Raw genomic sequence first — 11,866 nt, forward strand, 5'->3', positions numbered from 1 at the left:
ATGCTGGGACTGAGTAAGAAAGACACGACCTTCCTCCTGATCGTCATTATCCTGACGCTTGCGACACCAATCCTGTTGCAGCCGTTCCCGGAAAATTCGGCACTGGCGCAGTTCAATGCGGGGTATCCGGACCTGATGCAGCGCTTCGCCATTTTTGGAATTTTCGCCATCGGCTTCAACATCCTCTTCGGCCTGACCGGATACCTCTCCTTCGGCCACGCTGCCTTCCTTGGCGTCGGATCCTATTCGGTCGTCTGGATGTACAAGCTGTTGAGCTACAACGTGGTGCCGGGCCTGATCCTCGCCATCGTGGTATCGGGACTGTTCGCCCTGCTGATCGGCTACATCTCGCTGCGCAGATCGGGCATCTATTTCTCCATCCTGACACTGGCTTTTGCCCAGATGTCGTTCAACCTCGCCTACTCGGTGCTCACCCCCCTGACCAATGGTGAAACCGGGCTGCAGGTCTACCTCAACGACCCGCAGGTGCTGATGGACGAGAGCAGCCCGACCTCGCCGCATTTCTTCGGCATCGTGATGAACGAGAGCGTCAAGCTCGATGTCGGCGGCTGGCTGTTTACCTTCTCAAATGGCTATTACTTCTGCGCCATCATCGCCATCATCGTCTTCTACCTGTCGATGCGGATCTTCCGCTCGCCCTTCGGCATCATGCTGCGTGCGATCAAGACCAACCAGACCCGCATGAACTACACCGGCCTCAATCCCCGTCCCTACACGCTGGCAGCCTTTGTGATATCCGGCATGTATGCAGGCCTGGCCGGCGGCCTGCTTGCCGCCATGGATCCGCTTGCGGGAGCGGAGCGCATGCAGTGGACGGCATCAGGCGAAGTCGTGCTGATGACCATTCTCGGCGGTGCCGGCACGCTGATGGGACCGGTTCTGGGCGCGGGCTTCATCAAGTATTTCGAGAACATCTTCTCGAAGATCAACGACAACATCCTGCATACCTGGTTTGCCGCCCTGCCCGACGGCATCGAAGATGCGATCGTCTTCCTGATCCACCCCTTCATCGGCAAGGGCTGGCATCTGACGCTCGGCCTCATGTTCATGCTGGTCGTCATCTTCCTGCCAGGCGGTCTGATCGAAGGCGGAAGCCGGATCTGGAACGCCGTCACCGGCAAAAACCGGAGGAAGAAGCACGACGCCGAGCATCACCCGAAACCTGCACCCCACGTAAGCTGACCTGCGGAGATAACGGACATGGGAATTCTAGAAGTCTCTAACGTCAACAAACGGTTCGGCGGTCTGCAGGCACTTGGCGATGTCAATCTCGACGTTGCGGAAGGCACGGTTCACGCCATCATCGGGCCGAACGGGGCCGGCAAATCGACCTTGCTTAACGTTCTGGTTGGCAAGCTGATCCCCGACACCGGGACGGTGATGTTCAACGGCATATCAGTGCTTGGCCGCAAGCCCTACGAAATCAACCAGCTGGGCATTTCCCGCGTTTTCCAGACACCGGAAATTTTCACTGATCTCTCGGTCTTTGAAAACATGCTGATCCCCTGCTTCGCCAAGCGGGACGGTGCCTTTCGACTGCATGCGCTGGAATCGATCGCGGCGGAAAAGCAGCTGATCGAGAAAGCCGAGCACATGCTGGCCGAGGTCAACATGGCCGACAAGCGGCACATGATCGCCAGTTCACTGTCGCGCGGCGACAAGCGGCGCCTTGAAATGGCAATGTGCCTGGTCCAGGAACCCAGGCTGCTGTTGCTTGACGAACCCACCGCCGGCATGGCGCGTGCCGACACCAACAACACCATCGACCTGCTCAACGAGATCCACGAGAAGCGCGACATCACCATGGTGATCATCGAGCACGACATGCACGTGGTCTTTTCGCTCGCCAAGCGCATCACCGTGCTGGCGCAGGGCACACCGCTGGTCGAGGATACGCCCGAGAACATCAAGGGCCATCCGAAAGTCAAAGAAGCCTACCTGGGAGAGGCCGCAGCATGAGCCAGATACAATCCGAAACCGGCACTCCGGATTTTACCCGCAACGCCAACCATGCCGCCACGGCCCCCGCCTATCTGTCCGTGCACGACATCCACGCCTATTACGGCGAGAGCTACATCGTCCAGGGCGTCAGTTTCAATGTGCACGAAGGCGAGATCCTGGCTCTGCTCGGCCGCAACGGTGCGGGCAAGACCTCGACCCTGCGCGCCATCGCCCAGATCGGTTCGCCGGCAATGACCAGCGGCGAAGTCTGGCTCGACCACCAGGCGCTGCACCTGATGAGTTCGCACGAGGCGTCCCGCGCCGGGCTATCGCTGGTGCCGGAAGACCGCCGCATCATTCCTGGCCTGACGGTGGAAGAAAACATCGAACTGGCCCAGATTGCACCGCCCATCGGCTGGTCGATCGAACGGATATACGAGCTGTTCCCACGGCTGGGAGAGCGCCGCAAGCAGGAAGGCGTCACGCTTTCTGGCGGCGAACAGCAAATGCTCTCGATTGGCCGGGCCCTGGCCCGCGACATCAAGGTTCTGCTTCTTGATGAGCCCTATGAAGGTCTCGCGCCGGTGATCGTCGATGAGATCGAAAAGACGCTCAACATCATCAAGCAACAGGGTATCACCACGATCCTGGTCGAACAGAATGCGGTTCGCGCTCTCAAGCTTGCCGACCGCGCCGTAATTCTGGAATCAGGCGGGGTCGTGTATGACGGCACTGCCAGGGAAGTGCTCGAGAACGAGCAGTTGCGCCACGACTATCTGGCGATCTAGCCCAGATGAGCTCGAACCAATCGGATCGAGCCTTGCCGGCACGACATCGTGGAAAGACGATCAAATCGCGCCTCCCGGGGCGCGATTTTCTCTGCGCAGGAACTGCTGGCAGCGCTGGCAGTCAGAGATTGATCATGCCGATGCTGGTGCCACCACAGACATAGAGCGTCTGCCCCGTGACAAAGCTGCTGGCAGGGTCGCAGAAGAACAAGAATGCGTTGCTGACGTCATCCACCGAGCCGAGACGCCCCACCGGGATCTTGTTGGCGAGCTCGGATTCGCGCTCGCTGCCCTTCGGGATGATGCCCCAGAAATTGTCGGTCTGCACCGGGCCCGGCGCCACCACATTGACGGTGATGCCGTGCGGCGCCAATTCCAGCGCCCAGGTTCGCGCCATGCCGATCATGCCCGCTTTGGTCGCCGAGTAAGCGGTCCGGGTTGGAACACCCAGCGCGGCGCGCGACCCGTTGAACATCACCCGGCCGAACCTGCGCGCCTTCATCGCCGGCAAGAACGCCTGCAAGAGCGTCAGTGCGGACCCCAGATGCAGTTGCGAGAGTCCGGTGATGTCCTCTGGCTTGGCCTCTTCCACCAGATTGGGCCAGATCAGCCCGGCATTGTGGACGAAATGCGTCACCTCATGCTCGTCCGCAATCTGTCGGGCGGCCTGGCTGACCGCCTCCGCATCGAGCAGATCACATGAGACGCTGATCAGCCGCTCGTGCCCCTGCTCCGGCGCGTTGCGCGACAGGTTGATCACGGTATAGCCGCGCTCGATGAGCTTTCTTGCGAGATCGGCGCCGATGCCCTTGGATGCGCCGGTGATGACGGCTGTATGCTGACTCATGTTTATTCTCCAGAACCTGTCTTGCCCGGCACAAGTGCGAGCACCCTGAGCGGACTCCCGGTCCCGCCCTTGATCTTCAGCGGTGGCGCGATCAGCATCGCCCCCGTTGCCGGCAGCCGGTCGAGATTGCTCAGGCACTGCAGCCCGAACTTGCCGGCGCCATGCAGCAGGTAATGTGCCGGATAAGGCGGCGTGTAATGCGCCCCCTGCCCCGCATCGGTGCCGACAGTCTCGGTGCCGAAACCGCGGATATCGCGCGCGAGCAGCATTTCGATTGCGGCCGGTGTCGGCCCGGGCGAGTGCGGTCCGTCATCGGCCATGTTGAGATACTCGGCCCCACGGCGCTTCGACCAGTCGGTGCGCATCAGCACCCAGCTATTTGCCGGAATGGGGCCATGTTCCGCTTCCCATGCAGCGATGATCTCTGGCGTCAGCTCGAAATCATCATCAGATGCCGCCCCTTCCGAGCAATCGATCACCACCACCGGGCCGACAAACATCGCCGGATCGATCTCGTCCACTGCGCCATTGGCCACATCGCGGCCCGAGACCCAGTGGATCGGCGCGTCGAAATGTGTTCCGGTATGCTCGTTCATCGAGATATTGTGCCATTTCCAGGCCGGGCCACGGCCGTCATAGGCCGAGACTTCCTCCATCCTGAACCGGGCGCACTGGCCGAATTCCGGCGGCAAGACGATCACCGGGAAATCGGGATCCAGCGTATGGGTGAGATCAACGACCTCGACCGATCCGTCACCCAGCGCAGCCGCAAGGACTGAAATGGCCTCGCTCATGCCCCGCCTCCCGTCAGTTCCCGTTCCAGCACCTTGGCATCCTTGCGCCAGCGCTCTTGCAGGTCTTTCGCAACATCACCGCAGAACACATCCTCAAGACCTTCACCAAGCGCCGTGAGCACCGACTTTGCCAGCGCTTTCGGCGGCACTTTCGGCGGCGGCAGCGGCTGGTGCCACTCATCGTCGGTCGGACCGGTGAAGACATTGATCACCCGAAGCCCGGAGCTGCGGAATTCGGATCGAAGTGTCTGGCTAATCGACAGCGCCGCCGACTGGCTGGCGGAAAACGCTCCATAATGCGGGTCCGCCGAAAGCGCGTGCACGGAGAGCAGGTTGACCAAGGCCACGGCGGAATTGACGCCGTCGGCCGTGCGCGACGCCATGCCCGGACCAAATGCCTGCGCCAGCCGCATCAGCCCCAGCGCATTGGTCTCGAATTCCTCGCGCGCAAACACCGTGTCGGCGCCGAGCACGCCACCGGGGCGGACGAAGCGCGCCGTGTTGATGAGAATATCGGTCTTGCCGCCGATCTCGGCTGCAAGCCGCTGGACCGAGGAGGCATCCGTCACATCAAGCTGCACCACCGAAACCTTGTCGAGTGCGGCTATCGCCTCATGATCGGACCCGCGCCGCCAGCTTTCGGACTGGCCGACGAAGACATGCGCGGCACCGGCGGCCAGAAGCCCGTCGATCAGCGGCCGCGTCATCGGAGAGCGGATGTCGGTGATCAAGATCCGACGGTGTTTCGGGTCCGCCGTCAGGCTGCGCAATTGCGGGTCATCCGCCATGTCGGGTGTCCTTTCCACTGGCAGGGCGATCATCGCCCCCTGCCCGGCCTTGTCGAGCTTGAGATCCATGCGCAACGTGTCGCCACGCCCCACATCGCCATGCAGATGGCAAAGCACGGTCGGGCCGGCGTCCAGGCGCACCAGCCCCGAGCGCCAGGGCAGCCGCTCGCGGTAATAGGGATCGGGCGAGGCATGGATCCGCGTTTCGGCAATCAGCTTGCCCTGCCTGCCGGTCTCGCGCCACGAAAGCTTGACCGACAGGCAGGAGGAGCACGCATCCCGCGGCGGATATTGCACCGCCCCGCAATCCTCGCAGTGCTGCAATGAGAATTCACCCCGCGCGGCCGCCGCCGTCAACCCCAGCGCTGCGCGCGAGCGCATGGCAGGCGGCAGGGTAGGTACGCGCTGACGCAGTTGCGGGTTCTTCTTTTTGGGCGGCAGGAGCTTGTCCGTCATCGCCCCGCCCCCGTAATGATTGCCGCGGACGAACACAGGCCACGGTCATAATTGATCATGCCGAAACCCGAGACCATCGCGGTTTTGGCTTCGGCGACCTGGGTGCCGGCGGCCTGGCCGGTCACCTGCCGGATCGCCTCGACCAGCCCGAGATAGCCGCCGGCCGCACCCGCCTGCCCGGCTGACAATTGCCCACCCGAGGTATTGTGCGGAAAATCGCCGTCGATCGTCAGATCCCGGTCGCGCACGAACTGCGGCCCCTCGCCCTTGGCGCAGAAGCCGAGATCCTCGAACTGCATCATCGAGATCACCGGGTAGTCATCGTATGTTTCGAGCACATCTATGGCATCGGGTCCGCACTCGGCCATCTCGTAAAGCTCGTCGACATCCATCACCCAGCCGCCGCGCAGCTGCACCGGGTCTTCGGGAAATGCGTTGTGCCGCTCGATGGTCGAGGCGATCCGCGCATAGGCGAGACCGCGTCGCTGAGCTTCATCCTCGCGCATCACCAGAAAGCCTTCCGCTCCGGCGCAGGGCATGACACAGTCAAACAGGCCGAACGGCTCGGAAATAGGGCGGGCGGAGAGATATTGCTCCAGCGTCAGCGGCGATTTCATAATGGCATTTGGATAATGAAGCGCATTGGCCCGCTGGGCCACGGCGATGCGGCCGAAATCCTCGCGTGTGGCGCCATACTCGGCCATATAGGCGTCGGCGATCAGTGCAAAGCTGGCGTTTGGTCCACCCGATCCATAGGGGTAGGAGGCATCCATCGCAAAGCGCGAAAACGACGAAAGCAGCTGGCGGAAACTGTCGATCCGGTTGGCGTCACCCGCCACGCAGGCGACCACGTCGACATCGCCTGCCTGCACCGCACGCGCCGCCCGCCTGAGCGCCACAACACCGCTGGCCCCGCCCATCGGAATGCTGTCGAGCCATCGCGGGCTCAGCCCCAGATGCTGGGTCAGCCCCACCGGCGTGTCGGGAAACAGCGTGAAGCTCGACACCGAAAACCCGTCCAGCTCGCGCGGTGAAAGGCCAGCTACATCGAGCAGCTGCTTCAGCGCGCGCGCGATCCACCAATGCGCCGTTTCCTGCGAATAGCGCACATAGGGCACGGAGACGGGAGCCGTCACCACCACGCCCTCATAGCTCTGACGCTTCACGCGGCTGTCCGCTTCTTCATGGCGCGCGTATCCACCGTTGCCGGATCCTCGACCAGCCTCTCGGCCAGTTGCTTGAGTTCACGCCGCTGGATTTTCTGCGTGGAGGTCAGCGGCAGCGCTTCGACGAAGGCAACATAGCCCGGTGCCTTGTAATAGGCGAGCTGTTCAAGGCACCAGCCTACGATCTCGCCCGCCAGTGCCGGCCCCGCATCGCCCTCGACCTTGAGACACGCAAACACCTCGTCGCCACGCACCGGGTCCGGCACCGCCGCCACCGCTGCGGCCTTGACCGCCGGGTGCCGCATCAGCGCCGATTCCACTTCCACGGCCGCAATATTCTCGCCTGACCTCCGAATCACGTTCTTCTTGCGGTCGACGAAGAACATCGAGCCGTCATCCTCGCGCCGGACGATATCGCCGGTGTGAAACCAGCCATCAGCCCAGGCCTCTGCCGTGGCTTCCCGGTTCTTGAAATAGCCCGAGAAGAAACCGCGTTGTGGCTCTTCTCCCTTGCGCCGGACCAGCAATTCACCGGGGCCGTTCCGGCTTTCGGCGCCCTCGGCATCGACAATCATCACGTCGAGTTCGTCGCCAGGCTTGCCGAGGCAACTCTCGCCCACCCGGCGCGGCAATTGATTGGCGCAAATCACGGCCCCCGCCCCGGTTTCCGTCATCGCCCAGGCCTCGACCAGCGGGAAGCCGAAGCGTTCCTCGAAGCTAGCATGCAGTTTCGGATCAACGCCTGCGCCAAAACCGAACCGGACCGAATGATCACGGTCTGCAGCGCTTTCGGGTGCTCCCATCAGCATCGATGGCATCACGCCGAGATAATGCAGGCAGGTGGCGCCGCTCTCCCGCACGCTTTCCCACCAGCTCGACGGATGGAACCGGTCGAGCACGGTCAGGCACCCGCCAACGGCGACCATCGCCATGAAGGAATAGGCCATCGCGTTCATGTGAAAGATCGGCAACGGCGTGATCATCCGCTCGCCATCCTCGGAGAGCGCACACAGCCCGCCGGCTTGCGCATACCAGCGGCCCGCCTCGAGAAAATAGCTGTTGGTCAGGATGCAGCCCTTGGGGTTGCCTGTGGTTCCTGAGGTGTAGAGCAGCGCCGCCTCCAGCGTCTCGCCCTCGATTGCGCCACCCCTCGTTTCCACCTGCAAGGCAACCGGCCCCGCCGTCCCGGGGTGAGGCACGGGATCTCCCGGTGTGATCACCGGCACCGCCAGGCCTGCTTCCTTGGCAGCCGCGGCCAGGCCTTGGCACCGGGGTTCGATCGCAACCATCAGCGACGGCTCGGAGTGTCTAGCCATATAGGTGAGTTCGGAATGCCGCAAATCCGGATTGACCGGCACCGCCGAAGCGCCGATCCGGTTGAGCGCAAGCAGCCAGACAAAGAACTCAGGCCGGTTTTCAAGCAGAAGCATCACCCGGAACCCGGCGCCATAGCCACTTTGCTGCAAGGCGGCCGCAAGCTCCGTCACCTGATCCGAGACCTCGCGGTAGCTGGTCTCGCCTGACTGAATGCCGTAGATGCCGGCGGTCTCGTCCAGGACGTTGAACAATGGACGCTCAGGATAACGACCGGCGGTCGCGGCGAAGGCCTGCCAGATGGTCTGTGTACAGGCCTCGATCATGGCAGCAGCTGGATGTTGCGGAAGGCGGCGTCACTGTTGAGGATGTCGACCCGCTTGTTGGCAATCCTCAGCTTGCCGTCGACCAGCGCCAGCTCGTGGCGCGCCGTCAGCGCGAGCAACGTTTGCTCGTCGAGACGGGTTTCGACATAATGCATGAAGGTCGTGGTCACGAAGGTTCCTGCTGCCTCGTCCATTTCATCGACATAGGGCCGCTGGATGACATGGTGGCAACGGCTTTTGGGCTTTTGCGAAAACGTCCGCGCCCCGTTGAGCCGCTCGACCCGCAATTTGAGCATGAACAGGTCTTCATACATCAGCGACGTGACGTTGAGCGGATCCGTCTGCTTGTAATCGAGTGGCATCCAGTAGTGCCCATCCTTGAGCCAAAGCGCCAGCCACTCGTCGTAGCGGCCCTCGTCGAGCATCCGCACTTCGTCATAGATGAAATCGATCAGCTGTTCTTTCGAAACGCTCATTCCGCAGCCTCCCGCACGTCATCCATGTCCCAGGTCATGAATTTGACCCAGGCATCGAACTGGTTGCGCATCTGCCGCTCGGTGGTGCCGTTCTCGACCGCTTCCTGCGTGAAATCCTCACCTTCTTCGTAAAGCCGCTGAATGTTGACCCATTCAAGCCCATCCGACTGCAGCCCCTCCTGGGCGCGTTCGTACATTTCCAGGTCGTCATGCCCGACAATCGAGGTCGGCGCGTTGATCATCCGGTTGTACATCGCCGTGCGCTGGGTCAGTTCGTCCGGTCCATCGACGAGACGGTAGATATAGCTTTCCACGATCGTCTTGTCTGCTGCCAGCGGAATAAACACACGCAGCTGCTGGATCGGGCCCTTGATCATGATGTTGGGGAAATAGACCGTGTTGTGACGGTTTTCGCCGAGAATTTCCTTGGCTTTTTCCTCGCCATAGGCCTCGACCATCTTCTCCATGTAACCCGGAATTGCCGAATAGTTGGAGTGGATGGAATGGTGCACGCCGGTGTGGCCATGACCATTGGGCCAGGTCCGGATCCCCATGTTCTCGAAGAACTCGTAAGGGGACATGAAGGGCGCGATGATTTCCATCGCAGCCGGCAGTGGCGTGCCTTCCGGCATGTCCAGCTCTTCCCAGAGCTTGACGGCGGTTCCGGCGGAACTCTCGTGCGCCACCATCGGGTGGCAGGTATCGGTCTGGTTCTCGACCAGCATTTTCCAGTTGCAGTGATGCATGTATCTGAGCGGCGGCCCGGCCACTTCCAGCCGTCCCGCGGGGGAGCGGTCGACCATGTTGTCGATCGACGACAGCGAGCCTCCGAAAAACTCCTCGAACGAAATCCCTTCTTCGGCCAGGCGGCAGAAAATGAAACCACGATAGTTCCTGACCTCACCCACCGCGCGCATGCCCTTGCCGTTCTCGGTGTTTTCGAGGCCCGTGTTGGCGTAGCCCTTCTTCAGCGGAATTGCGAGCAGACAGCCATCGGTCTTGAACGACCAGGCATGGTAGGGGCAGCGGAAGAACTTGCCGGTGTTGCCGGCCCGGTCGATGACGATCTTGGTTCCCTTGTGCGGGCAGCGATTGTGCAGCACATGCACTTCGCCATCGCTGTGGCGAACCTGGATCACGGGCTGATCGCCGACCTGGGTGGAGAAGTAATCGCCCTTGTTCGGTGTCTGGCTCTCATGGCCGACAAACACCCACGCATTGGCGAACAGGTGCTTCATCTCGAGCCGGTAGATTTCCTGGTCCGTATAGACGTCCCGGTGAACTTCGTTGCCGCGATACAAGGCCTTGATCGCGGCTGGATTGTCTGCATAGCGTCCCATGGCCACCTCCCCTAAAGATCGAGTACGAGGCGGGCGGATTTTGCCCTGCTCACGCATATCTGGATCACATTACCTTCAGCCTTCTCGCTGTCGCTGAGCACGACATCCCGATGATCCGGAATGCCATCAATGACATCCGTCCGGCAGATGCCGCAATCGCCGCGCAGGCAATCATGCATCAGGTCGACACCGCCAGCCTCGAGCACTTCCACGATGGTCTTTCCCGGCGGTATTTCGAAAACCTCGCCGGTGGCATGCACCTCAACTTCGAAGACCCGATCCCCGGCCAGCTCGGCTGCGGATGTAAACAGTTCGAAATGGATCCGGTCCTGGGTGATGCCGGCCGCTTCCATCGCTGATTTCACAGCATCGATCATGCCCTTGGGCCCGCAGACATAGACGTGCTCGTCACTGCCCACCGAGCCGGCAAGCGCTGCGATATCCAGTGCAGTCTCGGGGACATCATCGAAATGCATGGTGAGAAAGTCGTTGAAACGTTCACCGAGTTCGTCCCGGTAGGCCATTGCGGCGGCAGTGCGGCAGGCATAGTGAAACCGGAACGGGGTCCCGGCATCCTGCAGCGCACTTGCCATGCTGATCATCGGCGTGATGCCGATGCCGCCCGCAATCAGCAGCGCGGGCTTGTCCGCGAGAAGCGGAAAATCGTTGTCGGGGGCTGTAGCCGCGACCTCGTCGCCGGGCTTGAGACCATGCATGAAGCTCGAACCGCCGCTGCTTTTCGCCTCGAGCTGAACCGCGAACCGATAGCTGACCGGGGCAGCCCCATCCGGTATGGGTTCGAAATCAATCAGCGAGTAGGAGCGTTCGCCGGCCGGCAGCGCGAACTTGACATGGGCGCCGGGCGTGTAACTTGCGAGCGTCCCACCATCGCTGCGCACAAATTCCAGTTCGCAAATGGACTGTGTCAGCATGCGTGCCGACGCGACTTTCAATTTGACCGGTTCAACCACTGTCTCCATCTCCTTTGCCAGGAAACATGAATTTTCATATAAATCTTGTCAAGAGGTTTTTGTTGAAGATACAGTGCCGGAATGCAATGAAAGCGCTCCGAAACACGCGGATTCCGGATGAACAATTCAGTCGACGCCCCCACCCCCCCCTTCGTTCCCAATTATCTGCTTTATCTGCTGGCGGCTGCCAGCGAAGCAGCAAGCGAGCGTTTTCATGCGCATGTCCGCAGCAAGGGTCTGCGTGTTCCCGAGTGGCGCGTGATGGCCTGTCTCATCGATACCGATGGCTCAATGGTCACCGAACTCGCGCGCTACGCCATGATCGAACAGTCGCGGCTCACCAAAATCATCATCCAGATGGACACCCGGGGCCTCGTCTCCCGCCGCAGCGATCCGAAGGATGGCCGCCGGGTCCGGGTCTTCCTGACTCCGCAGGGACGCGCACTCGCAGAGGAACTGGTTGCAGACGCAAGGATCGACGAACAGGAGCTGCTCAAGTCGTTCCAGGGCGGTCAGGGTGATCATATCAAGGACACCTTGCGGGCTCTGATCTGGCACCTCGAATCAGGAGACCTGAAGCAGGGCTGAGCAAAGGCGAATGTGCGAAATCCCGAAAAAGATGAATAGGCGACATTGCA

The 11,866-nt window shown here is 61.4% G+C and carries 12 protein-coding genes; 4 read left to right on the top strand and 8 right to left on the bottom strand.

The features are described from left to right. From CRO46_RS03185 to CRO46_RS03195, 3 genes are read left to right on the top strand one after another with little or no spacing between them, the layout of a single operon-like run. A complete protein-coding gene (locus CRO46_RS03185; RefSeq protein ID WP_097105020.1) occupies window positions 1–1,203 on the top strand; it encodes a branched-chain amino acid ABC transporter permease in 1,203 nt (400 codons plus the stop codon). 18 nt (window positions 1,204–1,221) lie between these two features. Then, window positions 1,222–1,980 carry an ABC transporter ATP-binding protein gene (locus CRO46_RS03190; protein WP_097105022.1) on the top strand — a complete coding sequence of 253 codons (759 nt, stop codon included), beginning with the start codon at window positions 1,222–1,224 and terminating at the stop codon, window positions 1,978–1,980. Further along, window positions 1,977–2,750: an ABC transporter ATP-binding protein gene (locus CRO46_RS03195; protein ID WP_097105025.1), complete on the top strand. Its 774-nt coding sequence runs from the start codon at window positions 1,977–1,979 to the stop codon at window positions 2,748–2,750. Before CRO46_RS03190 ends, CRO46_RS03195 begins: the two co-directional genes overlap by 4 nt. A 121-nt stretch (window positions 2,751–2,871) precedes the next feature. On the opposite strand, the gene CRO46_RS03200 is transcribed toward CRO46_RS03195, so the two are convergent. From CRO46_RS03200 to CRO46_RS03235, 8 genes are read right to left on the bottom strand one after another with little or no spacing between them, the layout of a single operon-like run. Next, window positions 2,872–3,597 (bottom strand): SDR family NAD(P)-dependent oxidoreductase, encoded by a 726-nt coding sequence (locus CRO46_RS03200; protein WP_097105028.1) that lies wholly within the window; start codon window positions 3,595–3,597, stop codon window positions 2,872–2,874. A gap of 2 nt (window positions 3,598–3,599) precedes the next feature. Continuing rightward, window positions 3,600–4,391: a cyclase family protein gene (locus CRO46_RS03205; RefSeq protein WP_097105030.1), complete on the bottom strand. Its 792-nt coding sequence runs from the start codon at window positions 4,389–4,391 to the stop codon at window positions 3,600–3,602. Beyond that, window positions 4,388–5,635, bottom strand: a complete 1,248-nt coding sequence (locus CRO46_RS03210) for an SDR family NAD(P)-dependent oxidoreductase (RefSeq protein ID WP_097105032.1) — start codon at window positions 5,633–5,635, stop codon at window positions 4,388–4,390. Before CRO46_RS03210 ends, CRO46_RS03205 begins: the two co-directional genes overlap by 4 nt. Continuing rightward, window positions 5,632–6,801, bottom strand: a complete 1,170-nt coding sequence (locus CRO46_RS03215) for a thiolase family protein (RefSeq protein WP_097105035.1) — start codon at window positions 6,799–6,801, stop codon at window positions 5,632–5,634. Before CRO46_RS03215 ends, CRO46_RS03210 begins: the two co-directional genes overlap by 4 nt. Next, on the bottom strand, window positions 6,798–8,441 hold the full coding sequence (locus CRO46_RS03220; RefSeq protein ID WP_097105037.1) for an AMP-binding protein: 1,644 nt from the start codon (window positions 8,439–8,441) through the stop codon (window positions 6,798–6,800). The genes CRO46_RS03215 and CRO46_RS03220 overlap by 4 nt, the downstream gene beginning before the upstream one ends. Continuing rightward, window positions 8,438–8,917 carry an aromatic-ring-hydroxylating dioxygenase subunit beta gene (locus CRO46_RS03225; RefSeq protein WP_097105040.1) on the bottom strand — a complete coding sequence of 160 codons (480 nt, stop codon included), beginning with the start codon at window positions 8,915–8,917 and terminating at the stop codon, window positions 8,438–8,440. The genes CRO46_RS03220 and CRO46_RS03225 overlap by 4 nt, the downstream gene beginning before the upstream one ends. After that, window positions 8,914–10,257, bottom strand: a complete 1,344-nt coding sequence (locus CRO46_RS03230) for an aromatic ring-hydroxylating dioxygenase subunit alpha (RefSeq protein ID WP_097105043.1) — start codon at window positions 10,255–10,257, stop codon at window positions 8,914–8,916. The genes CRO46_RS03225 and CRO46_RS03230 overlap by 4 nt, the downstream gene beginning before the upstream one ends. Before the next feature lie 11 nt (window positions 10,258–10,268). Further along, a complete protein-coding gene (locus tag CRO46_RS03235; RefSeq protein ID WP_244577752.1) occupies window positions 10,269–11,237 on the bottom strand; it encodes a PDR/VanB family oxidoreductase in 969 nt (322 codons plus the stop codon). 108 nt (window positions 11,238–11,345) lie between these two features. On the opposite strand from CRO46_RS03235, the gene CRO46_RS03240 reads away from it, so the two are divergent. Beyond that, on the top strand, window positions 11,346–11,816 hold the full coding sequence (locus CRO46_RS03240) for a MarR family winged helix-turn-helix transcriptional regulator (RefSeq protein ID WP_097105045.1): 471 nt from the start codon (window positions 11,346–11,348) through the stop codon (window positions 11,814–11,816). The last annotated feature ends 50 nt before the right edge of the window (window positions 11,817–11,866 follow it).

Source organism: Parahoeflea halophila, assembly GCF_900220985.1.
Classification (GTDB): domain Bacteria; phylum Pseudomonadota; class Alphaproteobacteria; order Rhizobiales; family Rhizobiaceae; genus Hoeflea; species Hoeflea halophila.

Excerpts from the sequence above, each read along its gene's own strand:
- CRO46_RS03185 (WP_097105020.1), top strand. The coding sequence starts at position 1 with ATGCTGGGACTGAGTAAGAAAGACACGACCTTCCTCCTGATCGTCATT.
- CRO46_RS03190 (WP_097105022.1), top strand. The coding sequence starts at position 1,222 with ATGGGAATTCTAGAAGTCTCTAACGTCAACAAACGGTTCGGCGGTCTG.
- CRO46_RS03195 (WP_097105025.1), top strand. The coding sequence starts at position 1,977 with ATGAGCCAGATACAATCCGAAACCGGCACTCCGGATTTTACCCGCAAC.
- CRO46_RS03200 (WP_097105028.1), bottom strand. The coding sequence starts at position 3,597 with ATGAGTCAGCATACAGCCGTCATCACCGGCGCATCCAAGGGCATCGGC.
- CRO46_RS03205 (WP_097105030.1), bottom strand. The coding sequence starts at position 4,391 with ATGAGCGAGGCCATTTCAGTCCTTGCGGCTGCGCTGGGTGACGGATCG.
- CRO46_RS03210 (WP_097105032.1), bottom strand. The coding sequence starts at position 5,635 with ATGACGGACAAGCTCCTGCCGCCCAAAAAGAAGAACCCGCAACTGCGT.
- CRO46_RS03220 (WP_097105037.1), bottom strand. The coding sequence starts at position 8,441 with ATGATCGAGGCCTGTACACAGACCATCTGGCAGGCCTTCGCCGCGACC.
- CRO46_RS03225 (WP_097105040.1), bottom strand. The coding sequence starts at position 8,917 with ATGAGCGTTTCGAAAGAACAGCTGATCGATTTCATCTATGACGAAGTG.
- CRO46_RS03230 (WP_097105043.1), bottom strand. The coding sequence starts at position 10,257 with ATGGGACGCTATGCAGACAATCCAGCCGCGATCAAGGCCTTGTATCGC.
- CRO46_RS03235 (WP_244577752.1), bottom strand. The coding sequence starts at position 11,237 with ATGGAGACAGTGGTTGAACCGGTCAAATTGAAAGTCGCGTCGGCACGC.
- CRO46_RS03240 (WP_097105045.1), top strand. The coding sequence starts at position 11,346 with ATGAACAATTCAGTCGACGCCCCCACCCCCCCCTTCGTTCCCAATTAT.